This is a genomic window from Mycobacterium sp. PS03-16 (assembly GCF_004570325.1).
In the GTDB taxonomy this organism is placed as follows: Bacteria; Actinomycetota; Actinomycetes; order Mycobacteriales; family Mycobacteriaceae; genus Mycobacterium.
The window spans coordinates 39,305-64,355 of the sequence record NZ_SPQO01000017.1 but is presented as its reverse complement, the minus strand read 5'-3'; the positions used below and the strand labels follow the sequence as shown (position 1 = coordinate 64,355).

Sequence of the window (25,051 nt, the reverse complement as noted above, 5' to 3'; positions counted from 1 at the left end):
CGGTCAGTACGAGCGGTCGCCCTCGCTGTCGTCGATGAAGTCCCAGCGGTCATCCTCGACCTTGACTTCCATCCGCCAACCGAGCTCACTGCCGGGCACCTGGTCGACGAACCAGGCGTGCGCGTCGTCGGCGCTCTCGATGTCCTTGGTCTCGACGACATCGCCCTTCGGGTTCAGCACACGGTAAGTAGCCATGCAGATCCTGTTCCCGCTGCACCGGTTTTGAATCAATCGGCCTTCGGCATCGGGATGCCCTCACTGGCCGAGAACTGCGCGTCCTCGGCCGAGGACAGCCCGATCGACACCACCGAGCGGGGGAAGAAGACATCGGTGACGTAAGCCAGCGACACCGCCCACCGGTTGACGAAGCGCGGGATCGCGTACAGGTGGTAGGCGCGGGTGACGGCCTTGGCGGGCATCCCGGACAACTGCACGCCCAGCGGGTTGGCCACCGCGTAGCGCGGTCCCAGATCGACCACGAGGCCCATGTTGCGGTGCTTGTAGAGCTTCTTGGTCCCGTAGCCGAGACTGGCAGCGACGTTGCGCGCCAACACTTTCCCCTGCCGGGTGGCGTGCTGGGCGGTGGGCGGGGTGATCGACCCGGGTTGCGTGAGGTCCGGCACCGCCGCCGCGTCCCCGGCGGCGAACACATCCGGATGTCCCGGCACCTGCAGGTCGGCGTCGACCTTGAGCCGCCCCCGCTCGGTCGGCAGGCCGAGCTGTTCGATCAGCGGCGCACCGGTCACCCCGGTGACCCAGGCGACGGTGTGGGTGTCGACGCGTGAATCGTCGCTGAGCACCACGTGGTCGGGGTGCACTTCCTTGAGCGTGACGCCGAGCCGGACGTCGATACCCTTGCGGCGCAACACCCGCTGCGCGGCGTCGCCGAGTTTCTCGCCGACCTCGGGCATCACCTGTTCGGCGAGGTCCAGCAGGACGAACCGCACACTGTCGCGGTCGAAGCCCATCTGATCGGCGGCGGCGTCGGCCAGCGCCCGGAGCTGCACCGCGAGTTCGGTCCCCGAATAGGACGCGCCGACCACCACGATGGTGCGGCGCGCCGCCGCGAGCGCCGGATCGTCGTCGATGTTGGCCAGCTCGAGCTGTTCGAGCACGTGGTCACGCAGATAGAGCGCCTCGGCGGTGGACTTGAGACCTCGCGCGTGCTCGGCCAGCCCCGGCACGTCGAACAGCCGGGTGACCGATCCCGGGGTGAGCACCAGCCGGTCCCACGACCTGCTGTGGGTGCGGCCCTCGGGATCGACGAAGGTCAGGGTGTGCTGGTCGAAGTCCACACCGTCGACCCGGCCGCGGACCGCGCGCACCCCGCGCAAACTGTTGGCCAGCGGAATCGTGACGAAGCGGGCGTCGACCAGACCGCCCGCCACATCGGGCAGCAGCGGTGTGTAGAGCATGTAGTCGACCGGCGAGATGATCGTGATCTCCACGGACGGGTCACGTTTGCCGAGCGTGCGGGCCAGATGCCGGGCGCACTCGAAACCGGTGAACCCGCTGCCGATGATTACCACGGAGGTCATCGACCCCACCTTACGCAGGCGATGCCATGCTGGTCGCGTGTCGCAATCCGAGCCGCTGCGCCGCCCGGACCTCGCGCGGCCGCTGGACGCACTGTTCTCGTGGTGGGCGACGGCCACGTTCACCCCGATGGCCACGGGCGCGGCGGTCGCCTACCGCACGCTGTTCCTCACCGTGCAGGGCCTGGTCTCGGGTCGCCGGCTCACGTTTGCCTCGGACGTCGGTGCGGTGACCTTGACGGTCACCGAGTTCGATTCCCGGCTCGACCTGCGCGCGCTGACGGTCGGTCAGGTCGGTGACGTGCGTGTTGCGGCGCGCGACGTGCGCTGGGACGGCGGGCGATTCAGCCACGCCCGGGCGGTGCTGCGCAATGTGCACATCCGGCCGTCGATGCCACCGACGCTGGTTGCCGCGCCGGTCGAGCTGGAGGTGGACGTCGCCGCCGGCGCCTTCGGCGAGCTGTTCGGCGGCCACGTGCCGCGGCTGGCCGGCGAAGTGGGGCCGGACGGGGTGGCCCGGCTGCGCTGGGCGCGCCGGCCCGGCGCGGGACACCTGCGAGTGGACGTCGACCTGGTGGACTCGACGGTGCGGATCCGGCCCCGGGGACTGACCGTGCGGCGCGCCCGGTGGGCGGTGCCGGTGCGGACCCCGGCCTACCGGCTGCGCCTGCCCGATCTCCCACACGGCATCCGGCTGACCGGGGTGTCGTTCGCGCCCGGGGTCATCCGCCTCACCGGCACGCTGCCGCAGTGGCAGCTCGACGTCCCCCGGGCGCGGCTCGAGCATCTTGTGGCCCAGCTGGCCTCGCCACGCACGCTCACGCGCGTCGTGCGGTGGCGCTGAGACTCAGGTGTGCGCCGGGGTGTTGGCGAACTGATCGGTGATCGCCTGGCAGAACGCCGGGAGATCCTTGGGCGAGCGGCTGGTGATCAGGTTTCCGTCGATGCACACCTGCTGGTCGACGACGGTGGCGCCGGCGTTGCGCAGGTCGGTACGGATGCTCGGGTACGACGTCAGGGTGCGGTCGCGGACCACGTCGGCCTCCACCAGCGTCCACGGTCCGTGGCAGATCGCGGCGACCGGCTTGCCGGAGCGCACGAAGTCCCGCACGAATGCGACCGCCGACTCGTCGAGCCGCAGCTTGTCCGGGTTGACGGTGCCACCGGGCAGCACGAGGGCGTCGTACTCCTCGACTTTCGCATCGGCGACCGTGCGGTCGACGGGGAAGCTGCCCGCCGGTTCCAGATCGTGATTGCGCGCTTCGATCTCGCCCGATTTCAGCGACAGCAGTTCTGCCGCGCCTCCGGCCTGCTCCACCGCGGCGCGAGGCTCTTCGAGTTCCACCTTCTCCACGCCGTCCGCGGCGAGGAAGGCGATCCTGCGACCCTTGAGTTCGTTCGGCATCGGCCGTCCTTTCTCTCGTCTCGGACAGGCGTACCCGCCGCGGCCCGATCGAACCCGTGCCGGCGTCACCGCCCGTAGTCTGCTGCAGTGATTCCCGCTGCGCTGCGCTCGATCCCCGCCGGCCAGATCGACGTCACCGCCCCGGTGCACATCGACGGACTCAGCTATGTCGCCCCGGACGACCCGGCGCTGCCGATGTACCGGGTGATCGCCAACAACCGGCAACCGGTGGCGCTGCGCGACCTGATGATCGCGCCGGTCCGCAGCGGGTACATCGGCGACGGACATCAACCCGACCCGGCGTTGGTGCCGCCCAGCGGCGTCGACGCGGTGCCCGACGTCGACGTCGACATGGTGTATCTCCCGGTGCGCGACGGCGTCGCCCGCTGTCAGCTCTACCGTCCGTCCTCGGCGCCCGATGGGGAGCGGCTGCCCGTGATCGTCTACTTCCACGGCGGCGGATTCACCGTCGGCGCGTCCGAGGACTGCGACTTCCTGGCGCGCAAGCTCTCGTTCACCAACTCGGCGCTGGTGGTGTCCGCGAACTATCGGAGCGCACCGGAATTCATGTTCCCCACCCCGCTCGACGACGCCTACGACGTCTACCGCTGGGTGGCCGCACACGGCGATCAGCTCGGCGGCGACACCACTTGGATCGCGGTGGCCGGCGATTCGGCCGGTTCCAATCTCGCCGCCGCCCTGCCGCTGCGGTGCCGCGACGACGGCGGGCGGGTGCCCGACGCGGTGGTGATGCTGGGCGCGATGCCGGACTTCCAGTTCGAACGCTGGGAGTCGTTCCGCACCCAGGCGCCGCGAGGCATCGTCTACGACATGGCCTTCGCCGGTTTCATCCGCGGCGCCTACGTCGGCCCGACCCGGTGGGACCACCCGTACGTCAGCCCGATCGAGGGCGACCTGACCGGCTACCCGCCGGCGGTCATCACCGCCGGCACCCACGATCCGATCGTCGACTCGGCGAGGGCCTTCGCGGAGCGGATCCGCGCGGCGGGCGGGCGGACCGTCGACTACTTCCCCGACGGGATGCCGCACGGCTACTACTTCTTCCCCGGTGTGCATCCCGAGGAGAACACCGCCTACGAGATCGTCGCCAAGGCGCTGGCCGGACCGTTCGGCCGGTGACCGCTCGGCGCAAACAGGTTGAGCGCGATAAAGTTTCGCCCGTGATCGGCTACTCGCGTTACGTTGCACTCGGCGACAGCCAGACCGAGGGGCTGTGGGACACCGGCAGCGACGGGACGTTGATCGGCTTCGCCGACCGACTCGCTGCGCGGCTCGACGAACTCTATCCAGGGCTGGCGTATGCGAACCTCGCCGTGCGGGGCCGCCGTATCGCCGATGTGCTGCACGACCAATTGCCGCACGCGCTCGCGATGCAGCCGGATCTGGTGACGATCTGCGTCGGGATGAACGATGCGACGCGGCCGGGTCGGCTGTTCGGCAAGGCACTCGCCGACCTCGACGAGGTGTACGCCCGGCTGGGCGATTCGGGCGCGACCGTGGTCACCACCACGTTCCCCGACATCGCCGCGATCCTGCCCGTCGGGCGGGTGCTGGCACCCCGGGTGCGCGAGATCAACGAGGTGATCACCAACGCGTCCGAGCGGCACGGCTTCCGGCTGGTCGACCTGTTCGGTGCGGAGTCGATGCGCCAGCCGGACACGTGGAGTTCCGATCGGGTGCACGGCTCGCCGCGGGGTCACGAATTGTTCGCCCTGGCCGCCGCGGAAGCGCTCGGACTGCCGGGCAGCAACCACGGTTGGGCCGCCGCGAGCGCATCGGCCGCGCAACCGTCGCTGCAGGCGAGCATGTACTCGCAGGTGCTGTGGACCCACAACATGCTGCGTCCGTGGGTGTGGCGGCACATGCGCGGACTGGCCACCGGGCACGGGCAGCACGCCCGCCGGCCGTTCTTGACGCCGGTCGCCGGTTAGAAGCCGAACAGACCCAACGGAAGCTGCGGGATGTCACCCTCGCCGATGCGTGCCACCACGGCCGGGCAGAACATCGAGATCGCCAATCCGGTGAACATCGTCGCCGCACCCAGCGGCATGCCGGCGGTGTCGGCGACCCTGGCGGCGGCGTCGGCGGCGGTCTGACCCGGTTCGGCGAGCATCGGGCACACCGACTGCCCAAGCGCCACGGCGTTCGCCGGGTCGGGTGCCGCCACACCGGCGTCGGCGAGCGCGGCGATGAACGCGTCCTCGGCAGTCTGGGCGGATGCGGGCGCTGCCGTCACGCCGCCGATCGCGATACCGACGGTGATTGCCAGGATGCCGAGCTTTCTATGACGCACCGGCGCACCCTACTACGGGTCGGCGCTCTCGACGTCATCCGGCAACGGGCCGTCCCACGACTCATCGATCATGTCCGCGACGGGGATGACCTGAGCTTTCTTCGATTCGGGGCTGTCGATCTCGCCGGCCACGTGGGCAGCGATGAACCGCTTGATCTCCGCATCGATGCCGCCCAGGATGCGCACCACCTCGCCGCGAAGGGACTTCGATGTGACGTGGATCGAAATGTCGGAGGCTCGTGGCTTCTTGACGTCGAGGATCAGCAGCAGCGGTTCGGCCGCGAGCGCTGAGGCCCGCAACGAGATCTCGCCGTAGACGACGAACCGCGGTTTGTCGATGCGCAGGTCGATCACCATGTCGATCTCGAGCGGGATGCGGATCGCGAACGTGATCATCTCGCCGAGATGCCGGGTGACGCGCGGGGTGAGGATCTTCACCCGCGCGGTGACCTTCGCGATGCCGCCGGGGCCCTGCCCCATCGGACCCATCTCGAACGCGTCGCCGGCGATCTCGCCGATCGCCCCGGCCACGCGTTCCTCGGTGACGGCCACCTCGAAGAACTTGCGACCGAAGTCCTCGTAGGTCATGTACTGGTGGTCAGGCATGGTGGTCATACCGTCTCATGTCCGGGGCCACACCTGCGGTAACCCGGCCGCCGACACCGTGGTTCAGCCGCCCTGCTGCTGGGCCCGGGCCTCCGCACCGGTCTGCTCGTCGTCGAGCGCGTCATCGCTGAAGGTGCGGCCGACATAGGTGCCGTCGTCGCCCTCGCTGTCTTCCTTACCCGCACGCGAGGAGGCGACCTTCTGGTCGTCGCCTACGTCGGATTCGCTCTTTTCGTCGTCATCACCACGGGTGTTCACGGGGCAGGTCTACCCGCGAGGTGTCGTGGTTAACCGCCACCGACACCGGCCTCGGTGAACACCCGCAGCCGGGTGATCACGAACGGCCGGGTCTCCACGTCGGCGATGACGACGCCGGGACCGGTGTCCGCGCGGACGGCCGCGACGACGTGATAGCCGGCCGCGATCACCTTGTCCCACTGCGCCTCGGCCAGCCACCCGAGCAGATCCGTACCGCCCAGCGGGCGGTCCTCCCCCAGTGTGATCCGCGCGCCTTTGGCAAGCCGGCGCCGTACCGCGACTTCATTACCCGCCCGGGCGTCGCCGAGGAATGCGACGAACTCCCGTTTGCCACGCCCGCCCGCTCCCTGCAGCCCGGCCAGGAATCCCGCCGCCCCGGCAGCGCCCTGATTGCGCAGCAGCGTCGCCGCCAGCGCCGCCCCGGCGGGCACTGCGCGGGGGCCGTTGCGGACGAACTGCCCCACCATCCCCGGCAGCTCCCAGAACGCCTGCAGCCGGGTGATCTTGAGGTCGCCGCCGACCGGCGCCAGGTCGTAGCGCAGGAATGCCGGGATCCGCATCGCGATGCCGCCGGACATCCCCACCTCCAGGTCCAGGTCGCGGATCACCGTGTTCCCGACCACCGCGTCGACTCCGCGGTGGAACGTGATGTCGCGGGGCGCGATGAACGTCGCGTAGAACCGGTCGATCGCCCCGGTGCCGCGGTGCGGGCGGGCGCCGACCGGGTCCTCGATCAGCGCGTCGGGCGTGTAGAGCCCGACCCAGCCGGTGCGGTCGTGTGCCGACACCAGCCGCGGCGAGCGCTCGACCGCGGCGAGCAGATCAGCTCGAGTGGAGGCCATGAGGGTCATTTTGATCCCCGACCGACCGCGGAGCGTTTGAGGGGGCACCGGCGCGTCCACGGTGAGTACCGTGAGAGGTGCGGCCCGCGTACGAGGAGGACACCCATGAGCAGCAACGGCCCCTTCGGTTTCGACCCCGAGGATCTGGATCGCGTGGCGCGCGAGGCCCTCGAGGGCGTCAGCCGGTTCTTCACCACCTCCGGCGAGCGCGCCGGTTTCAACGCGCTGATCGACGAGCTGGGCCGGTTCGCCCGGCCGCGGACCGAACCGGAGACCGCCGGCGAGACGGGCGACGGCGTGTGGGCGATCTTCACCGTCGACGCCGCCGGTGGTGCCCGCATCGAGCAGGTGTACCCGACCGAGCTCGACGCGCTGCGGGCGAACAAGGACAACACCGACCCGACGCGCAAGGTTCGGTTCCTCCCCTACGGCATCGCGGTCAGCGTCCTCGACGCCACCCCGGACACCGGCCCGGCCGAGCCCACGCAGTAAGCCGCGGGAAAGCCGTCGCCCGCGATCGGCCACCGGCTACTCTTTCCCCGGCGGGGTCCGATGATGAACCGGTGAGGGTGGACATGTTTCGTGAACTGTGCGTCGCCGCGTCGATCGCTGCCGCCGCTGTGGGGCTGGCGCCGGGCGCCCTGGCGGTTCCGGCCAACGACTATCACGACGATCCGGGCCGCTACCCGACCGACGTCCCCGGCATCAACTACGAGGCCAAGCTGGGCGCCCCCTGCTACAGCTGGGAGCGCAACGTGTTCGGCCGCGGGCGTGGGGGCGAACCGCTGCAGTGCAAGTGGATCCCCAACCAGTGGCCGCCGGTCTACACCGGCTTCTGGACGTCGACCTACGCGCTCTACGGCGTACAGGACATCGGGGCGCCGTGCCCCGGTCCGCAGTCCACGGCGCAGGCGCCGGACGGACGTCCGCTGCTGTGCGTGGGCGCCCAGGGTTGGCAGCCCACCGTGCTGACCGGTAGCGGCCTTCACCCGGCGTGACGCGTCCGCGACCATACGGCCAATCGGCCGATGTATGGTCACTGCCATGACGACCGGCGGTGTGAACTTCAACCTGTCGACCGTGTTCGCGTCCGTTGCGGCGGCCGTGCCGGACCACACGTTCCTGGTCTGGCGCGACCGGCGCCTGACGTACGCCGAGATGGACGCGCGCGTCGACGGCGTCGCGCATTTTTTCACCTCGGCGGGGCTGGGCTGTCACACCGAACGCGACCAGTTGCGCGGCCACGAATCCGGCCAGGACCACCTCGGGATCTACCTGCGCAACGGCAACGAGTACCTCGAGGCGATGATCGGCAGCTACCGGGCCCGGGTCGCGCCGTTCAACGTCAACTACCGCTACGTCGGCGAGGAACTGGTGTACCTGCTCACCGACGCCGGCGCCAAGGCGCTGGTGTACGGGGCCGAGTTCGCACCGCAGGTGGCCGAGGTACGTGATCAGCTTCCCGATCTGCAGATCCTGATCCAGGTCGCCGACGACTCAGGCAACGAACTGCTGCCCGGAGCGGTCGCCTACGAGTCGATCATCGGCACGGCCGCACCCGAGGGTGGAATGCCCGAACCGTCCGGCGACGACCTCTACATCCTCTACACCGGCGGCACCACCGGGATGCCCAAGGGCGTGCTGTGGCGCCAGCACGACATCTTCCTGTCCTCGATGGGCGGCCGACCGTTCGGCAGCGACACGTTTCTGTCCTCGTACGAGGAACTGGCCGAGCGGGCCCGCGCGGGCGCGGGCGCCATGGCCCTGCTGATGATCCCGCCGTTCATGCACGGTGCCGCGCAGTGGGCGGCGTACAACGCGATCACGATGGGCGGCCGGCTCGCCATCCCCGATCACGTCGACCGACTGCATCCCGACGATGCCCTGCGGGTGGCGGAACGCGAGCGGGTCTTGAGCATTCCGATGGTGGGTGACGCCGTCGCGCGTCCGCTGCTCGACGAAATCGAGAAGGGTGACTACGACCTGTCCGGCCTGGTCACGCTCACCAACGGCGGTGCGCCACTGTCACCGACGGTGCGTGAACGCATCCTGGCCGCGCTACCGCACGTGATCGTGCTGGATGCGGTGGGTTCGTCGGAGTCCGGTGCGCAGATGAGCACGTATGCCAGTGCGGGTGCGGAGGTGGCGGCCGCGACGTTCACCCCGCAGGACGACACCGCGGTGGTGTCCGCCGACTTCGACCGGGTGCTGCAACCCGGGGAGGGACATGGCTGGCTGGCGCGGCGCAATCTCATCCCGCTGGGTTACCTCGGCGACGAGGCGAAGACCGCCAAGACCTTCCCGACGATCGACGGCGTGCGCTGGTCCGTTCCGGGCGATCGCGCAAATGTGTTGCCGGACGGTCGGATTCAGCTGCTGGGCCGCGATTCGGTGACCATCAACTCCGGCGGCGAGAAGATCTTCGTCGAGGAGGTCGAACGCGCGATCGCCGCCCACCCCGGCGTGTACGACGTCGTGGTGGTGGGGCGGCCGTCGGAACGCTGGGGCAGCGAGGTGGTGGCGATCGTGCAGTTCGCCGACGACGCGTCGGCCTCCGACGACGAACTCGTCGAGGTGTGCAGCCGGTCCATCGCGCGCTACAAGATCCCGAAGGCGTTCATCCGGACATCGAAGATCGTGCGCTCTCCGGCCGGTAAGGCCGATTACCGCTGGGCGAAGGAACTGGCGACCGACAGCGTCGCCAGCTAGGCCGCGTCCTCTAGCAGCGGGCGTACCGGCCTCTCTTCTACTTCCGCGCGTCCTCTACTTCCGCGCGAGCGTGCGTGTTTGATGCTCGACACGCCGGTGTTTCGCGGCATTCTGCGCACGCTCGCGGACGGGTGAACGTGCACTGCAAGTAGTGCGAAAGAATTTGTGTCACTTTGGTTCCTGTAGTCACTCGGCGGCCCGGTTTTGTCGGACCCTCGAACTAGTGTTCGAGACATGGAATGGGAGGACGTCGACGCCACGGTGACCGCGTTCGAACGCGCCACCGACGCGCTCGCCGCCCTGCCCTACCAGCTGCTGACCGGCCGCCAAGTCGCCCACCTGGCCGCCCGCTACGAACGCGCCCTCAACCGCCAACACGCCCTCGGCCACACCGTGCTCGCCGCGTTGTGCCACACCCTCACCTTCGATGACTTCGATGGGGCCTCGGCCAAGAATGTCCTGGTCGAGCTGCTGCACCTGGCCCCCGACGCGGCCGCCGCCCGGATCAACGACGCCGCCCGCCTCGGCCCCCGCTGGACCTTGTCCGGGGAGACACTCGAGCCGCAGATGGCCGCCACCGCCGCCGCCCTGGCCCGCGGCGACATCAGCCCCGCCCACGTCCGCCACATCAAAACCTTCCTCACCAGCCTGCCGCTGTGGGTCGACAACCAGACCCGCACCGACACCGAACACACCTTGGCCCGCCTCGCCGCCGGCCTCGATCCCCACCAGCTCGACAAGGCCGCCAAAACACTGCTGGACTGCATCGACGAAGACGGCCCCGAACCCGACTACGACGAACAACAACGCAAACGCTTCATCCGCATCGGCCCCCAACAACGCGACGGCATGAGCACCCTCACCGGCCTCCTCGACCCCGAAGGCCGCGCCCTGCTCGACGCCCTCATCGCCCACTACAACGGCGAGCCCGCCCAGCCCGACAACGAGCCCGCCCAGCCCACCGACAACACCCCAGCCGACGACCCAGCCGACGCCGCGCCGGAACACACCGTGATCACCAACGACCCGGCCCCGTCCGACCCGCCCGATGACCACCCGGCCCTGTCCGATCCGGCCCCCGACCCTCCCGTATTCCCTTGGCTGGAGCGCGAAACCAAAAGCCAACGCGACTACGACGCACTCAAAGCCGGCCTGCGGCTCGCGTTGTCCTCCGGCGCCCTGGGCACCCGCCACGGCCTACCCGCCAGCATCGTCGTCACCACCACCCTCGACGACCTGGAAAAAGCCGCCGGCTACGCCCGCACCGCCGGCGGCACCCGCCTGCCCGTCCGCGACCTCATCCGCTACGCCGCAGGCGCACGCCACTACCTCGCCGTCTTCGACGACCACACCGAAGAACCCCTCTACCTCGGCCGCGCCAAACGCTGCGCCACCACCGCCCAACGCCTCGCCCTATTCGCCCGCGACCTCGGCTGCACCCGCCCCGGCTGCACCGCCAACTTCTACAACTGCCACGCCCACCACGCCCAACAAGACTGGGCCAAAGGCGGCCGCACCGACATCACCGACCTCGCCCTGGCCTGCCACCCCGACAACCACCTCATCGAACACACCGGCTACACCACCCAACGCCGCAACGGCCGCACCGAATGGATCCCCCCACCCCACCTCGACACCGGCCAACACCGCATCAACCACACCCACCACCCCCACCGCTACCTCACCACCACCAACAACGACAACGAGGACAACGGGGACGACGGGGAGGACGACAACTAGCGCCCCGAAAACGTCATGCGCTGACGACACCGCCGCCCACGGCGGCGGTCCGCAGCGCGCGCACCACGCTGTGGTAGCCGAGGTCGACCTTGAAGGCGTTCTGCGGCAACGGCTCTGCGTCAGTCATGAACGCCTGGGCTGCCGCCTTGAAGGTTGCGACGCTCGGCGTCTGCCCCACCATGAGGGCCTCGGCGGCGGGCACCCGCCACGGCCGCGCGGCCACACCCCCCATGGCCAGCGACGCGGAGCGCACCACACCGTCGACGACCTCCAGCCCTGCGGCGACCGACACCAACGCGAAGGCGTAACTGTGCCGGTCGCGCACCTTCAGGTACCAGCTGTGCGCCCCAAATGGCGACGGCGGCAGTACCACGGCGGTGATCAGTTCCCCCGGCCGCAGTGTGTTGTCCCGGCCGGGTTCGTCACCGGGCAGCCGGAAGAAGTCCGCCACCGCGATCACCCGAGAGCCGTCCGGACCGTGAACATGCACGGACGCGTCGAGGGCCCGCAGCGCGACCGCCATATCCGAGGGTTGCACGGCGACACAGCTTCCGTCCGCCCCGAAGATCGCATGTTCGCGGTGCAGGCCGGCGCGGGCGCCGCACCCCGATCCCGGTGACCGCTTGTCACACGCGGTGAATGCCGGGTCCATGAAGTACGGGCATCGCGTCCGCTGCATGAGGTTCCCGCCGACGGTGGCCATGTTGCGTAACTGTGTGGTGGCGCCGGACAGGATGGCCTGCGAGAGCATGGGGTACCGGGTGCGGACCAGCGGATGGTTGGCCACCGCACTGTTGGTCGCGGTCGCGCCCAGCACCACTGCGCCGTCGGAGTTCTCCCTGATCTCGCCGAGGGCGAGCCGTCGCACGTCGATCAGATCGGCCGGCGTCTCGACGCCGTTCTTCATCAGGTCCAGCAGGTTGGTGCCACCCGCGTAGTAGTGGCCACCGGTGACCGCGCACATCTGCACGGCGTCGTCGACGCTGGCCGCCCGGTGGAAGCGGAACGGCCTCACGGCGCGGACTTCGCGACGGCGGCGATGGCCGCGACGATGTTGGCGTACGCCCCGCACCGGCAGATGTTCCCGGCCATGCGCTCTCGGATCTCGCTGTAGGACAACTCATCACCCGCGCCCGGACACCGGTCGAACGACACTGCGGACAGGTCGCCGCGGGCATGCTCGCGCAGCAGCGCCACCGCCGACGTGATCTGTCCGGGCGTGCAGTAGCCGCACTGGAACGCGTCGTGGTCGACGAAGGCCTGCTGCACGGGGTGCAGTTCGTCGCCCTCGGCTACGCCTTCGATGGTCCGTACCTCGGCGCCGTCCACCGACGCCAAAAGAGTCAGGCAGCTCAGCACGCGCTCCCCGTCGACCGATACCGTGCAGGCCCCGCACAACCCGTGGTCGCAGCCCTTCTTGGTCCCGGTCAGGTGCATTCGCTCCCGCAGCGTGTCGAGCAGCGTCGAGCGGACGTCCGTCGCCACCGTCCGTCGCACCCCGTTTACGGTCAACTCCACCCTATGGTCGGTCACGAATCCTCCGAATCGCTTGCGCTCATGAGCATCTCCACTGTGATCGGCAGCTCTCGCAGCCGCTTCCCCGTCGCGTGGTGCACGGCATTGGCGATCGCGGCGGGCACTCCGCAGCCACCGATCTCACCGATCCCCCGCACGCCGACAGGGTCGAGCGCGTAATCCGGCACGTCGACGAAGCTGATGTCGAAATCGGGCCGATCGGCATGGGTCGGCACGTAGTACTCCCCGATCAGCTGCGCGGTGTTCGGGTCGTACGGGACCTGTTCCATCAGTGCCATGCCCAGCCCGAACGTGATACCGCCCATTACCTGGTTGCGGGCCAGCGCCGGGTTGAGCACCCGGCCGCAGTCCATTACCGCGACCCACCGGGTGACGGTCGCCCTGCCGATCTCCTCGTCGACCGTCACTTCGCAGAAGTGAGCGCCGAACGACTGGGACACCGCGGCGCCGTCCGTGGCACCCTCACTGCGCACGGTGAACGACAACACCTCCGACAGCGCCTCACCGCCATGCCGCAGCACGTCGGCCACTGACAGCACACGCCGCCCGTCGCGCCCGACCACCGCACCGTCGCGGATATCGAGCCCGTCGGCCGCCGCGCGGACACCGTCCACCGACATCACCCAGTCGAGCAGCCGGCGCTTCCAGGTCCCCGCGGCCAGCTGCACCGCCGAGCCGACCGTCGCGCTGGTCTGCGACGCCCCGGAGTACGGGGCGTCGGGGTAGTGGGAATCACCCGACCGAAACGTGACCGCGGCGAGCGGCAGGCCGCACCCGTCGGCGGCGATCTGCGTCATCACCGTTCGTACACCGGTGCCGACTTCATGTGTGGCCGAGGCGAATTCGACGCTGCCGTCGACACGCGTGCGGACCCGGCAACTCGCGGGCATGCGACGACCGGGATACGTCGCAGTGGCCATACCCCAGCCCACCTGCACCCCGTTGCGGCGCATCGCCCGGGCCGCGCGTGGCCGCTCACTCCATCCGAACCGCTCGGCGCCCTGCCGGTAACACTCGATGAGGTGCTTACCCGACCACGGCCGGCCGCTGGCCTGATCGTGGTCGGCGTGGTTGCACAGCCGCACCTCGAGCGGGTCGACTCCCGCGGCGGCCGCGAGTTCGTCCATCGCCACTTCGAGCGCGAACAGCCCGGGCGCTTCGCCGGGACCCCGCATGAAACAGGGCGTCGGCGCGTTGATGCGGGCCACGGTGTGCGACACCACCAGGCGGGGTGAGTGATACAGGGTCCGCGCAGACAAGCCGGCCGGTTCGCAGAAATGCGCGACCGTCGAGGTCTCGGTCAGCGTGTGCTGTTCGGTGCTGGCCAGCACGCCGTCAGCGCGGGCCGCCAGCGTGACGCGTTGTTCGGTGCGCGGGCGATGCCCCGTCGAGCTGAACATCTGGGCGCGGGTCAGCACGAGCTTGACCGGCCTGCCCACCTCACGCGCCGCCACGGCGCACAGCACCACGTGCATCCACAGGAAGCTCTTCGAGCCGAACGCGCCGCCCACCAGCGGTGACACCACCCGCACTCGCTCCTCGGGCAATCCGAGCCAGGCGGCCAGCGCGGCGCGTTCGCCGGTGAGCCATCGGGTGCTGTCGTAGACGGTCAGCGCGTCGTCGTCCCACACCGCGATGGTCGAGGCCAACTCGATCGGGTAGTGGGTGTTGACCGGCGTCCGGTACTGCGCGTCCATTCGCACCGGCGACTCGGGCGCGGCGTGCAGGCCGCGCCGGTCCTGCAGCTTCTCCTCTTCGAGTTTCACGAAGTGGTCCGGCCGGTAGGCGCCGCGCCGCACCGGCTCGGCGCCGTCGGGCCCGTCCGGCTGGTCGAGGACCGCTCGGGCCGACGACAGCGCCGGCCGCACGTCGTACTCCAGGCTCATCAGCTCCGCTGCCGCCGCCGCGTTCTCGAGCGTGTCGGCGACGACGACGGCCAGGTGCTGTCCGACGTGCTGCACCGAGAGGTCCGACAGGGGCGGGCGGCGTTCCAGCGGGAGGTCGTCGGTGAGCTCCGTCGGCAACAGCGCGAGCGGCGGGCAGTTCAGCGGGGTGAGCACGTGCAGGACCCCCGGGGCGGCGGACACGCGCTGTGCGCCTGCCGTCAGCGATTCCGCGCGCACCTCGCCGTGGGCGATCTGCGACTGCACCAGCACCGCGTGCGCGACGCCGTCGAGGACCGTGTCCGCGGCGTACCGCGCGGCGCCGGTCACCTTGTCGCGGGCCTCGACGCGAGGCACCGGCCGTCCGACGGCCGGTGCCGCCGGCATCTCAGCGCTCATCGGCGGCGATTGTCATGGCGTCTCTCCCTTCGACCTGCCCCTAACCCTGCGCCTCGGGAAGCTCGGAGTCGTCAACGCTGACCGCCAAGCCGGCTACCGGCTAGCGGTAAGCGATGTCCAGGTGCGCGCCGTACCATCAGCCGGTGCACTACACCGGCGACCCGCAATCGGTGCCCAGCCGGCTGCTCAAGGTGGTGTTGCGCCCCACCGCGCCGCCGCTGTGGCTCGGTGTCGTCGTCGCGGTGACGTTCATCGTCGCCGAGACCCTGCTGGTGCTGCAGCTCAAGCGGGTCGCCCCGGAGAACGCCTTCGGCGCACTGTTCCTGCTCGGTGTCCTGGTGGTCTCGGCCGGCTGGGGCTTCGGGCTGGCGGTGTCGACGTCGTTGGCGAGCGCGCTGGTGTACGTGTACTTCCATCTCGAGGGCACCGACAGCCTGGCGCCCGCGGTGTTCGTCTTCCTGCCGATGGCGCTGCTGGCCAATGTGCTCGCCGGACAGGCGCGGTTGCGCGCTGCCGAAGCCGAGCAGCGGCGGTTGGAGGCCGATCTTTCCGCCGAACTCGCCCGCTCGACGCTCGGCACGGGGGACCTGCGGGCCGCACTGGACAACGCCGGCCGGCGCATCGCCGAGGTGCTCGAGTTGCCGTTCGCCGAACTCGCGCTCGGGGAATTGCCGGGCGATGCGCAGCGCACCGCGATCCCGCTCGCCGACGGCGCGACGCGGATCGGCACGCTGCTGGTCCCCGCGAACCTGAAACGGGATGCGCGGCAGCGCGTCCAGCGCATGCTCGGATCGCTGGAGTCGCTGCTGGTGGCGACCCGGGACCGGCAGCAGATCACCGCCGAGCTCGAGGCCAGCCATGCCGAGATCAGCGCGCTCGCCGATCAGCAGACCGCGCTGCGCCGCGTCGCCACGCTGGTGGCGCGCGGCGCCGACCCCGCGGAGGTCTATCCGGCCGCGGTGACCGAACTGGCCGGCGGCCTCGACGTCGAACACGTGACGCTCGTCGACTTCGACAGCGATGACACGTGCGTGGTGCTGGCCGGCCGGGACAGCGTGCGCGACGGCGCGCTGACCGTCGGCGAGCGGCTGCCCACGTCCGGGGACACGTTGTGCGCACGGATCCGTCGCACCGCGGAGCCGGCCCGCATCGACGACTACTCGTCCTCCGACGGACCGATCGCTCACCGGTTGCGCGGGCTCGGTGTCCGCGCCGGTGTCGGGGCGCCGGTGATCGTGGACGGCCGGGTGCGCGGTGCCCTGCTGGTCGGGTCCACCACCGCCGACCCGATCCCAGCGGAATGTGAGGCGCGGGTGAGTGACTTCGCCGACCTGGTCGCCACCGCGATCGCCAACGCCGAGACCCGAGCCGAACTGCAGGCTTCTCGCAAACGCATCATCACCGCCGCCGATCACGCCCGTCGCGGGTTCGAACGCGATCTGCACGACGGCGCCCAGCAACGCATCGTGTCACTCGGGCTGGAGGTGCGCGCGCTCGACGCGTCGCTGCCCGCCGACGCGCACGACGTCCATGCGGCACTGGACAAGGTGGTGTCCGGACTGGCCGGCCTGCACCGCGATCTGCAGGAGCTGTCCCGTGGCATCCACCCGGCCATCCTGTCGCGCGGTGGTCTCGGTCCCGCTGTGCGCACCTTGGCGCGCCGCTCCCCAGTCCCGGTGGAACTCGACGTCCGGGTCGACGGCCGGCTACCCGAATCCGTGGAGGTAGCGGCGTACTACGTGGTGGCCGAGGCGCTGACCAACGCCGCCAAGCACGCACGCGCCGGCGCGGTGACGGTGTGCGTCATCGCCGACGACGACACGCTGCGGCTCTCCGTCGCCGACGACGGCATCGGCGGTGCCGACGCGTCGGCGGGATCCGGGTTGATCGGACTCAAGGACCGCGTCGAAGCGGTCGCCGGTCGCCTGGAGGTCGCCAGTCCGGCCGGTGTGGGCACCACGCTGACGGTGACCATCCCCTACTGACCCGCGCGGCAGTTCGTCGGGTAGATCTTGGGTATGACCACACCCGCCCGGCTGCCCCGGCTCCTCCCGGACCTGGTGTCACACGGGGCCGGCGCCCATCCGGACCGGGTGGCGGTCATCGGCCCAGACGGGGTGGCGGTGACGTTCGGGCGGTTCGACCGGATGGTGCGGTCGGTGGCGGCGTGGATATCGGTGCACAGCGATCCCGGTGACCGGATCGCGATTGTCGGGGACAACAGCGTCGCGTACGCGGTGCTGTACTACGGGGTCCCCCGGGCGGGCCGGATCCTCACACTCATCAACCAGCGTCTCGCTCCCGCGGAGCAGCAGGCTCAGCTCGCCCTCACCCACCCCACCGTCGTCGTCGGCGACGCAACGCATCTCGACCGCCTCGGCGCAGTGCCGCACGCGCGCCACACTCTGACCCTCGACTCGCCGCAGTGGGGGCCGGCCGCCGACAGCGACTCCGACGTGACCTCGCTGCCGGATCCCGACGATCCGGCGTGGCTGCTGTTCACCAGCGGTTCGACCGGCACCCCGAAAGGCGTTGCGCACACCCACCGCTCGGTGCTGGCCGCGGTGCAGGGGTCGGTGATCGGGCGCGCGGTGCCGCCCGGCGGGGTGTACCTGCTGCCGTTCCCGATGTGCCACATCGCCGGGTACAACATGCTGGTTCAGCACGCCGTCGGCGCCACCGTGGTGCTGGCGAATCGTTTCCGCGCCGACGAATTCGCCGCCACCGTTCGCGCCCACGGGGTCACGTCGTGCTCGTTGGCGCCGACCATGTTGCACGCGCTGCTGGCTCACCTCGACGAGACGGGGACGACGCTGCCGACGCTGCGTGCGGTGGCCTACGGGTCCGCTGCTGTGCCGGCCGATCTGCTCCGCCGCGCCCTCGACCGCCTCGACGTGGAATTCCACCAGGGTTATGGGATGACCGAAACCGGAGGCAACGTCACGTTCCTCGATCCCGACACGCACCGGCGTGCGCTGGCCGGCTCACCCGGGTTGCTGGCCGCGGCCGGCCGCCCCCATCCGGGCGTTGCCGTGCGCATCGCCAGTACCGGCCCGCGGTCTGGCGAGGTGGGTGAGATCGAGGTGCGGGGCGCCCAGGTGGCGGCCCGGTACTGGCCCGACCGGCCGGCAACAAGCCCGGACGGTTGGCTGCCCACCGGTGACATCGGCCGGATCGACGACGACGGCCTGCTGTACGTGGTCGACCGCCTCAAGGACATCGTGGTGACCGGTGGCGAAAACGTGTCGTCGCGCGAGGTGGAGGACGTGCTCGTCGAGCATCCCGGCGTCGAGATGGCCGCGGTCGTCGGCGTGCCCGACCACTATTGGGGCGAGGCGATCTGCGCGGTCGTGGTCGCAGCCGCCGAAGACCGTCCCGCCGCGGACGAACTCGTCACCCATGTGCGGTCTCGGCTCAGCGCGTTCAAGCGGCCCCGTCACGTGTTGTTCGTCGATACGTTGCCACTGACGACGAACGGCAAGGTCGCCAAGGAGGAAGTGCGCCGCTTCGCCCGCGCCGCGTTGGCCACCCAGCCCGGAACGTCGAGTGGCCCGCGCCGTTTCGGCGCGGGCCACTCGTGAGAGACCTCAGTTCCCGGTCTGCTCGGACTTCTGCCGCTCTTCGGCCACCTTGGCCGAGCCCCGTGCGGCCTCGGCTTCGGCCTCCTTCTTGGCGGCGTCGCGCTGCGCATCGGCCTTGTCCTGCTGGGCCTGACCTTCGCGGTACAGGTCGTCGCGGCCGAGCACCGCGCCGGCGACCTCCTTGGCCTTGCCCTTAATGCCCTCAACGGTGCCCTTCACGGCTTCTTCCGGTCCGGTGTTACCACTGTTGTTGTCGGCCATCTGGCTGTCCCTCCTGTTCACCGCCTCGACGCCGAGGCGTTCGGAGGGATTAGTTCCCAGAAGTGATCAAGCACCAAACCTGTGCTTGAGCGCACCGTGCTGGACGTCACACCCGTCCGCAGCGGGCGCGAACGGCCGTCAGGCCGTCATGCCGTCGCGCAGTTGGCTCAGCGTCTTGGCCAGGATCCGCGACACCTGCATCTGTGACACACCGATCCGGTCGGCGATCTGGGTCTGCGTCATCCCGGCGAAGAACCGCAGGCTGATCACCATGCGTTCCCGCTCGGGCAGTGCGGCCAGCAGCGGGCGCAGCGACTCCCGGTCGGTGATGTGCTCCATGTCGGCGTCGACGCTGCCGATGGTGTCGGCGAGCGAGCGTCCCGGATCGTCGCTCCCCGCGACCGGGCTGTCGATCGAACGGACGCTGTAGGCGTCGCCGGCCACCAGGCACTCGACCACTTCCTGCCGGTCGGCGCCCAGTTCTGCGGCCAGATCTGTGGCGGTCGGTGCACGCCCCAGGGTCTGGGTCAGTTGCGGTGTCACGCGGGTGATCTGGACGTGCAGGTCCTTGAGCCGGCGTGGCACGTGCATGGCCCAGCCGTTGTCGCGGAAGTGTCGTCGGATCTCGCCGAGCATCGTCGGCACCGCGTAGGACAGGAAATTGGTGCCCGTCTCGGCGTCGAAGCGGTTCACCGCGTGCATCAACCCGACTCGGGCGATCTGCACGAGATCGTCGAAGTTCTCGCCCTTGCGGTGGTACCGGAACGCGATGTGATCGGCCAGCGGCAGGCATCGGGTGACGATGGCCTCGCGCTGTCGGGCGAATTCGTGGGATTCGGCGGGCAACGCGTACATCAGCCGGAACATGTCCGGCACGTCGGCGTAATCATCCTGGGCCCGCGGTGAGGGCGCGCGGGTGGTCACGCGAGTGGTCAGAGGTGTATCGGTGATCGTCATCTCGGGTCCTTCCGGACTCGGTGCGGACGCGAAGTGAGCGCCGGCGATGCGGCGTTTGCGGGGTGGGCTGAACGAAGCTGTTGTCAGCAGCAGGGTTTCTTCCTGCGTGGACTGACGGCGAGAAGGACCGTGGGCTCGATCGGAGTGCCGCCTGCAGCGGTCCGCTTTGCACTAAACGGTGTCGCCTCCCGAAACGGGATACGGCTCACTCTACGCCCCCGGCACCCGGTTCGTCGCGGGTCGACCCGCACCAATTTCGAAACCACTCGATCCGTCGACAGTGCAGACCATCGGCCCTTCCCGCATCCGACCCGCGGCCTGACGCGACAGCAAATTACCTGGTAGACGCGATTCTGAGAAGTGCATAAGCCTTATAGTCACGCGACGCAATCCGTAGTAATCTGCGTCACAGGTTGAAGAGACAGCCGGCGACGATGTCAACCGCGACAGGCGCGTCAGCCAGTTCAGAATGCGCCGTAGCGGGGGCCGGTCGCCAGTCGGGGACACGGGACAATCGAGGGAGTCTTCGCATGGCTGACATGGGAACAGTCCGGGTGTTCCGTCCAGACCCCACCGCGGTCGAGGCGCCGGAGCGGCGGGGCCGCGCCGTCTTCGCTCTGCGGTCACTGACTCCCATCCTCTCGATCATCACCGCCGACGGCGAGATCGACGCCACCAACGGGCGCGACCTCGGTCGTTACGTGGAGCGGCACACCGCAACATCGTGCCAACTGATCGTCGACCTCACCGCCGTGCGGTTCTTCGGCACACAGGGCTTCAGCGCACTGCATTACATGAGCGTCAGCTGTACGCGCATCGACGTCGATTGGGTGATCGTTCCCGGTTCCGAGGTCCGCCGGATGCTACGGATCTGCGACCCGCAGGGCGAACTCCCCCTCGCCGCAGACGTCGCCTCGGCCCGCGAACGCCTCGACCGCGTGTCCCGCCGGCGTCAGCCGGTGTCTTGGGCCGGCTGACGCCGCGCGGAAAGTTTGCCGAACATCCACCCGACTCGCCGGGGTATTTCCGGCCCTCCGCCGACCTCGTGAGCGCCGGCTGCCCCACGCTCCAGTCATAGGCCAAGAGAACAACGACTACTCGAGCGATCTGCTGGCGCCGGGGGTCAAGCAGGTGGCCAGCACTTTCGTTGCGCTGCAACGGCTCTCGTCGATCGACGATCTCGGCGGCTGGGAGACCGTCGGCCCGCGCCTGTTCGATCCGGAGAACGGCGTTGTGACGCAGTATTTTTCGCAGGCGACCCAGTAGGTCAGGTGGCCAGCTCCACCTCGTAACACACGGCGTAGCGCCGGAAGTTCGGGGTGGGCCGGAACAGGTGACCCGCGTCGGGCGACCACGTCACCACCCGCAGCAGACGCTTGTAGGAGGGTAGGCGGTTGGCCACCAGCTCGGCCAGTGCCGCGCGCGGGGAGTACCCGCACCGATCGTCGACATCCTTCGGAAGCAATACGTCCCACATGGTTTCCTCGACCCGCATGCGCCCAGTGTCGGCCCGGGCGCGGGAGAACTTCCGGCTCCGCGCCGACGTGTCGGACATCGAGATCAATTAGTGACCTTGGCCACAAAGATCGTCAGGGGCCGGGTCGAACCTCACGCGGTAGATCGTCGGCCAGTTCTTCCCCGTCACCAGGAACTCGCCATTGCCCACGGCCGCAATGCCGTTGAGCACGTCGACGTCCGGATGTCCCCGCCGCAGCACCGATGCGTCGACCGACGCGGTGACCGCTCCGCTGCCGGGGTCGATACGGACGATCTGATCGGTGGGCCACACGTTCGCCCACACCTGACCGTCGGCGCATTCGAGTTCGTTGAGCCCGTTGACCGGTGTGCCGTCGGACCGCGTCACCGGCACCGCGCCGGTGTCGGTGAAGTCCGCGGGGTCGACGAACCGCAGCAGGTTCGTGCCGTCGCTGCGGATCATCCGGGCGCCGTCGAAACACACGCCCCAGCCCTCACCGTCGACCGGCACCTCACGCCGCGGCGTGAAGGTGGCCTTGTCCCATTCGATCGCAACGCCGTCGCGATAGGTCAGCTGCCAGATCCGGTTCTCGACGACCGTCATCCCCTCGCCGAAGTAGTCCCGCGGCAGCGGTGCGGACCGGCGCAGTTGTCCGGTGGCGGGATCCAACTCACGCAGCTGCGACCGGCCGACCAGTCCGGTCGTCTCGTACAGCGCCGATCCGTCGACCTCGAGGCCCTGGGTGAACGACGTCGGGTCGTGTGTCTGCTCGCCGAGCACCGTGACGCGCAACCGTTCCTCCGGGCCGGGCCGGGCCGCGGCGTCCTCGGCCTGCGCGCAGCCGGCGATCACCAACAGCGCGATGGCGCACAGAACCAGGAGCACACGCAGAGAACGCATCACCGACATCGTGCCTCATGCGAGGCCGTCACGGTCAGCCGCGGTAGAACAGCGCGGGCGGCAACGGCCGCAGCCCTCCCCCGCTGTGGCTGGCCGCATAACTCACCGAGGCGTGCGGGATCTCGCTGCCCAGGCGGATCTCCCCGACTCGGCGGAACCGGCCGATCACCCCGCCGATGAGGAAGTCCAGCCGGTCGCCGGCGCCGATCAGGCCAGCATCGGACCCGGAGGCTGCGGCCGCACCGAACACGACCGGTCGGATACCGGCCAGGTACAGCCACAGCGATGAGTAGAGCCGATTGTCCGCGCGGGCGCTGGGAACGGCGACATGGTGCAGCGGCGCCCCGTCGCCGGACGAGGCGAACAGGAAATCCTGGTCGTTGCCCGGTCCGTAGGCGTCGGGGAACTTGACGCAGACGGTGCGCACCACCGCGTCCGCGCTGACCGGCGCGATGCGCACGAACGTCGTGTAGGTCCGGCCCGGCCGCAGGAGCTGAGTCAGACCCGGCACGCGCGCGTCTCCGTCGAAGCTCACGTCCGCCTCGTAGACGGGTCCGGTCTCCCCGAACACCCTCAGCGGGTCGCCCAGGACGCCGGAGACGGTCGAGCGGACGGCTGTCGGTAACGAAGCGAGCGAATCACCCATGGCAAGGGGATACCCGGATGTGCCGGAAATCAATATCGCAGGCAGAAGCGACGACGGTCACCGGTCAGCGACGGGCGAGCAGCCACGCTGTTCCATCTCCCTCACCAGCGGCGATGACGTTCAGATGCCCGAAGGCGGCGATCAGCTCACCGCGGCGGGCGCGGAACGGCCCCGGCGCGGCGCCGACTTCGCTGAGAACCGCGATCGCGAGCAGCCCACCGGGCACGAGGCGCGCGACGAGGGCATCGTCGAGGCGCCGGTCCCGGAACAGATGACACACCAGGACGTCGATCGGCGGACCCGGCGGGAGACCGTCGTCGAGATCGGTGACATCGAATCGGCAGTGTGCGACCACATCGTGGTGACGGGCTAACGCAGCGGCGTGGGCGACGGCCACCGCGGAGATGTCGACGCCCCACACGTGCATCCCGCGGGCGGCCAGCCACACCGCGAAGCGCCCCTGCCCGCAGGCGATGTCGAGCGCGGACCCGGCGTGCGGGAACTCCGCGGCGACCGGCGCGAAGCAGGCCGGCACACCGATCGCCCCGGCCGACGGTGCACCGAGCATCGCGTACCTGCCGTCCCAGCGTGCGCGGTCCCCGGCAGCCACCTCGCCACGATATCCGCCGCGCCGGCCGCCGACACCGCTACCGGTGGGCGCTTTGCCGACCGGCCGCGCACACCCGGGCGGCGGCGGCCGCGACGACGAACGCCCCGAGCGACGACCATCCCGCGGCACCGGTCATCCCGTTCTTGGCCAGCAGCACCAGCGCGACCCCGGCGGCGCACACCAGCACTCCCGCGGCGACGGACCCGGCCCCGTCGGCCCGCGCCGGGGCGTCCCACCACGGCAGGCGCCGATGTTCCAGCGGCGCGAGCAACCGGAACAGCACCGTCATCACCACCGCGAACACGACGGCGCGCAGCGCCAGCGCCCACCAAAATCCGGGCGCGTGGACGTCGTAGGCGTCGACGCCGACCGCATGCAGCGTGAACGCGGCCACCGCAATCGCCGGGATGTGCCACAGATACAGCGTCATCGCTCCCCCGTTCCCCACCGCCACCAGGTGCCAGACGCGGGGTCGTGCGGCCCACCGCCGCACCGCGGGCGCGGCCAGCACGAATACGCATGACATCCACGTGCACTGCAGCGCCAGCAACGCCGTCGGCGGCGACGTGTTGGAGAACCGCTCCACGCCGGTCACCACCAGCGCCACCTCATAGACACCGGTCAGCGCCAGGACGAGTTGGGCGGCGAAGGCCGCCACGCCCACCGCTGCGGCGACCAGGGGGCGGATCAGCCGACGCGCGTAGGCCACGCCGATGGCGATCGGAGTCAACCAGACAAGCAGGAAGTTCAGCGTTCCCGCCTCCGGGGTTCCGGCGGCAGCGCGCACCGCATCGACCGCCGCGGCCGCCACCAGCAGTCCGGCGACCACCGCGGCGATGGTGCGGCCGGTGGACATGCGGGTGAGCAGCGGCACGAACGCCAACGTGACCGCATACACGCCCAAAAACCAGAGCAGTGCCACGATCTCACGACCCAGCGCCTGCGCGGATCCGGCGCCGAGGGTCAGGCGCACGACGAGCAGGACCGGCGCCCACGCCGCGAGGTACCAGAACACCGGCCGGAACAACCGCTGGGCTCGGGTGAACAGCCACGTCCCCCAGGCGGTGCCGGCTCGCCAGCCGTACGCGCCCGCGGCGCCGCCGGCGAGGAAGAACAGCGGCATCACCTGGACGATCCACGTGATCGGCTGGGTCACCGGCAACGCGCCCAGGATGTTGCCGATCCGAACGCCGCGCTCGTCGATCGTCGCGAGCAGCAGGGCGCAGTGGCCGAACATCACGACGAGTAGGGCGCCCAGGCGAGCGACATCGACGGCGCGGTCCCGACCGGCGGCGATGTCGTCGGCGGCCGGGCGTTCGTCGATGCCTGGCTTCGGAAGCGTCATGGGTTCAGAATGCCCGGTCGGCGGCCACCACGCGATGAGTAGGACTA

Annotated in this window: 28 protein-coding genes; 11 read left to right on the top strand and 17 right to left on the bottom strand. The window is 69.9% G+C overall.

Annotated features, from left to right (window positions below):
- Positions 1-3: 3 nt before the first annotated feature.
- Together E4P42_RS15795 and E4P42_RS15790 are read right to left on the bottom strand one after the other, a co-directional pair.
- Positions 4-195, bottom strand: a complete 192-nt coding sequence (locus E4P42_RS15795; RefSeq protein ID WP_135127018.1) for a hypothetical protein — start codon at positions 193-195, stop codon at positions 4-6.
- A gap of 32 nt (positions 196-227) precedes the next feature.
- Positions 228-1,538, bottom strand: coding sequence for an NAD(P)/FAD-dependent oxidoreductase (locus tag E4P42_RS15790; RefSeq protein ID WP_135127017.1), 1,311 nt, complete (start codon positions 1,536-1,538; stop codon positions 228-230).
- 37 nt (positions 1,539-1,575) lie between these two features.
- Here E4P42_RS15790 and E4P42_RS15785 point away from each other — a divergent pair, with 37 nt between their 5' ends.
- A complete protein-coding gene (locus E4P42_RS15785) occupies positions 1,576-2,379 on the top strand; it encodes an LmeA family phospholipid-binding protein (protein WP_135127016.1) in 804 nt (267 codons plus the stop codon).
- 3 nt (positions 2,380-2,382) lie between these two features.
- On the opposite strand, the gene E4P42_RS15780 is transcribed toward E4P42_RS15785, so the two are convergent.
- On the bottom strand, positions 2,383-2,940 hold the full coding sequence (locus tag E4P42_RS15780; RefSeq protein WP_135127015.1) for a type 1 glutamine amidotransferase domain-containing protein: 558 nt from the start codon (positions 2,938-2,940) through the stop codon (positions 2,383-2,385).
- An 87-nt stretch (positions 2,941-3,027) separates the two neighbouring features.
- On the opposite strand from E4P42_RS15780, the gene E4P42_RS15775 reads away from it, so the two are divergent.
- Together E4P42_RS15775 and E4P42_RS15770 are read left to right on the top strand one after the other, a co-directional pair.
- Complete coding sequence (locus tag E4P42_RS15775) at positions 3,028-4,080, top strand: alpha/beta hydrolase (RefSeq protein WP_135127014.1); 1,053 nt, start codon at positions 3,028-3,030, stop codon at positions 4,078-4,080.
- A 41-nt stretch (positions 4,081-4,121) separates the two neighbouring features.
- Positions 4,122-4,892, top strand: coding sequence for an SGNH/GDSL hydrolase family protein (locus E4P42_RS15770; RefSeq protein ID WP_135127013.1), 771 nt, complete (start codon positions 4,122-4,124; stop codon positions 4,890-4,892).
- Here E4P42_RS15770 and E4P42_RS15765 read toward each other — a convergent pair.
- The 4 genes from E4P42_RS15765 to E4P42_RS15750 all read right to left on the bottom strand — a co-directional run bounded on the left by E4P42_RS15765 (position 4,889) and on the right by E4P42_RS15750 (position 6,960).
- Positions 4,889-5,254, bottom strand: a complete 366-nt coding sequence (locus E4P42_RS15765) for a DUF732 domain-containing protein (protein WP_245234049.1) — start codon at positions 5,252-5,254, stop codon at positions 4,889-4,891. The two genes, E4P42_RS15770 and E4P42_RS15765, sit on opposite strands and share 4 nt — an antisense overlap.
- A 12-nt stretch (positions 5,255-5,266) precedes the next feature.
- A complete protein-coding gene (locus tag E4P42_RS15760; protein WP_135127069.1) occupies positions 5,267-5,860 on the bottom strand; it encodes a hypothetical protein in 594 nt (197 codons plus the stop codon).
- Positions 5,861-5,923: 63 nt separating this feature from the next.
- On the bottom strand, positions 5,924-6,118 hold the full coding sequence (locus tag E4P42_RS15755) for a hypothetical protein (protein WP_135127012.1): 195 nt from the start codon (positions 6,116-6,118) through the stop codon (positions 5,924-5,926).
- Positions 6,119-6,147: 29 nt separating this feature from the next.
- A complete protein-coding gene (locus tag E4P42_RS15750) occupies positions 6,148-6,960 on the bottom strand; it encodes a nuclear transport factor 2 family protein (RefSeq protein WP_135127011.1) in 813 nt (270 codons plus the stop codon).
- Between the two features lie 105 nt (positions 6,961-7,065).
- Between E4P42_RS15750 and E4P42_RS15745 the strand changes: the two genes are divergently transcribed.
- From E4P42_RS15745 to E4P42_RS15730, 4 genes are all read left to right on the top strand, one after another.
- Positions 7,066-7,452 carry a hypothetical protein gene (locus tag E4P42_RS15745; RefSeq protein WP_135127010.1) on the top strand — a complete coding sequence of 129 codons (387 nt, stop codon included), beginning with the start codon at positions 7,066-7,068 and terminating at the stop codon, positions 7,450-7,452.
- Between the two features lie 83 nt (positions 7,453-7,535).
- Positions 7,536-7,958: a hypothetical protein gene (locus E4P42_RS15740; protein ID WP_135127009.1), complete on the top strand. Its 423-nt coding sequence runs from the start codon at positions 7,536-7,538 to the stop codon at positions 7,956-7,958.
- 34 nt (positions 7,959-7,992) lie between these two features.
- Positions 7,993-9,669 (top strand): acyl-CoA synthetase, encoded by a 1,677-nt coding sequence (locus E4P42_RS15735; RefSeq protein ID WP_135127008.1) that lies wholly within the window; start codon positions 7,993-7,995, stop codon positions 9,667-9,669.
- A gap of 234 nt (positions 9,670-9,903) precedes the next feature.
- The gene (locus E4P42_RS15730) at positions 9,904-11,409 is read left to right on the top strand and encodes an HNH endonuclease signature motif containing protein (protein WP_135127007.1); all 1,506 of its coding nucleotides are present in this window, start codon (positions 9,904-9,906) and stop codon (positions 11,407-11,409) included.
- 13 nt (positions 11,410-11,422) lie between these two features.
- On the opposite strand, the gene E4P42_RS15725 is transcribed toward E4P42_RS15730, so the two are convergent.
- Genes E4P42_RS15725 through E4P42_RS15715 form a run of 3 tightly spaced genes read right to left on the bottom strand, consistent with a single transcriptional unit; the run spans position 11,423 to position 15,227 of the window.
- Positions 11,423-12,424 (bottom strand): xanthine dehydrogenase family protein subunit M, encoded by a 1,002-nt coding sequence (locus tag E4P42_RS15725; RefSeq protein WP_135127006.1) that lies wholly within the window; start codon positions 12,422-12,424, stop codon positions 11,423-11,425.
- On the bottom strand, positions 12,421-12,942 hold the full coding sequence (locus tag E4P42_RS15720; RefSeq protein ID WP_135127005.1) for a (2Fe-2S)-binding protein: 522 nt from the start codon (positions 12,940-12,942) through the stop codon (positions 12,421-12,423). The genes E4P42_RS15725 and E4P42_RS15720 overlap by 4 nt, the downstream gene beginning before the upstream one ends.
- Positions 12,939-15,227 carry a xanthine dehydrogenase family protein molybdopterin-binding subunit gene (locus tag E4P42_RS15715; protein WP_245234047.1) on the bottom strand — a complete coding sequence of 763 codons (2,289 nt, stop codon included), beginning with the start codon at positions 15,225-15,227 and terminating at the stop codon, positions 12,939-12,941. The genes E4P42_RS15720 and E4P42_RS15715 overlap by 4 nt, the downstream gene beginning before the upstream one ends.
- Positions 15,228-15,370: 143 nt before the next feature.
- Between E4P42_RS15715 and E4P42_RS15710 the strand changes: the two genes are divergently transcribed.
- Together E4P42_RS15710 and E4P42_RS15705 are read left to right on the top strand one after the other, a co-directional pair.
- On the top strand, positions 15,371-17,212 hold the full coding sequence (locus E4P42_RS15710) for an ATP-binding protein (protein WP_371287042.1): 1,842 nt from the start codon (positions 15,371-15,373) through the stop codon (positions 17,210-17,212).
- A 33-nt stretch (positions 17,213-17,245) separates the two neighbouring features.
- The gene (locus tag E4P42_RS15705; RefSeq protein ID WP_135127003.1) at positions 17,246-18,808 is read left to right on the top strand and encodes an AMP-binding protein; all 1,563 of its coding nucleotides are present in this window, start codon (positions 17,246-17,248) and stop codon (positions 18,806-18,808) included.
- Between the two features lie 6 nt (positions 18,809-18,814).
- Here the strand turns inward: E4P42_RS15705 and E4P42_RS15700 are convergent, their stop codons facing one another.
- Together E4P42_RS15700 and E4P42_RS15695 are read right to left on the bottom strand one after the other, a co-directional pair.
- Complete coding sequence (locus E4P42_RS15700) at positions 18,815-19,069, bottom strand: CsbD family protein (protein ID WP_135127002.1); 255 nt, start codon at positions 19,067-19,069, stop codon at positions 18,815-18,817.
- A gap of 138 nt (positions 19,070-19,207) precedes the next feature.
- On the bottom strand, positions 19,208-20,026 hold the full coding sequence (locus E4P42_RS15695; RefSeq protein WP_135127001.1) for a SigB/SigF/SigG family RNA polymerase sigma factor: 819 nt from the start codon (positions 20,024-20,026) through the stop codon (positions 19,208-19,210).
- Between the two features lie 530 nt (positions 20,027-20,556).
- Here E4P42_RS15695 and E4P42_RS15690 point away from each other — a divergent pair.
- Together E4P42_RS15690 and E4P42_RS27590 are read left to right on the top strand one after the other, a co-directional pair.
- Positions 20,557-21,003, top strand: coding sequence for an STAS domain-containing protein (locus tag E4P42_RS15690; protein WP_135127000.1), 447 nt, complete (start codon positions 20,557-20,559; stop codon positions 21,001-21,003).
- A 154-nt stretch (positions 21,004-21,157) separates the two neighbouring features.
- Positions 21,158-21,292 (top strand): hypothetical protein, encoded by a 135-nt coding sequence (locus E4P42_RS27590; RefSeq protein WP_256371156.1) that lies wholly within the window; start codon positions 21,158-21,160, stop codon positions 21,290-21,292.
- Position 21,293: 1 nt separating this feature from the next.
- On the opposite strand, the gene E4P42_RS15685 is transcribed toward E4P42_RS27590, so the two are convergent.
- From E4P42_RS15685 to E4P42_RS15665, 5 genes are all read right to left on the bottom strand, one after another.
- Positions 21,294-21,521 (bottom strand): hypothetical protein, encoded by a 228-nt coding sequence (locus tag E4P42_RS15685; RefSeq protein ID WP_245234046.1) that lies wholly within the window; start codon positions 21,519-21,521, stop codon positions 21,294-21,296.
- A gap of 69 nt (positions 21,522-21,590) precedes the next feature.
- On the bottom strand, positions 21,591-22,412 hold the full coding sequence (locus tag E4P42_RS15680; RefSeq protein WP_135126999.1) for a glutaminyl-peptide cyclotransferase: 822 nt from the start codon (positions 22,410-22,412) through the stop codon (positions 21,591-21,593).
- A gap of 25 nt (positions 22,413-22,437) precedes the next feature.
- Positions 22,438-23,049, bottom strand: coding sequence for a hypothetical protein (locus E4P42_RS15675; protein ID WP_135126998.1), 612 nt, complete (start codon positions 23,047-23,049; stop codon positions 22,438-22,440).
- A gap of 64 nt (positions 23,050-23,113) precedes the next feature.
- Positions 23,114-23,659, bottom strand: a complete 546-nt coding sequence (locus E4P42_RS15670) for a bifunctional 2-polyprenyl-6-hydroxyphenol methylase/3-demethylubiquinol 3-O-methyltransferase UbiG (protein ID WP_135126997.1) — start codon at positions 23,657-23,659, stop codon at positions 23,114-23,116.
- Positions 23,660-23,696: 37 nt separating this feature from the next.
- Positions 23,697-25,004: an acyltransferase gene (locus E4P42_RS15665; RefSeq protein ID WP_135126996.1), complete on the bottom strand. Its 1,308-nt coding sequence runs from the start codon at positions 25,002-25,004 to the stop codon at positions 23,697-23,699.
- Positions 25,005-25,051 lie beyond the last annotated feature (47 nt).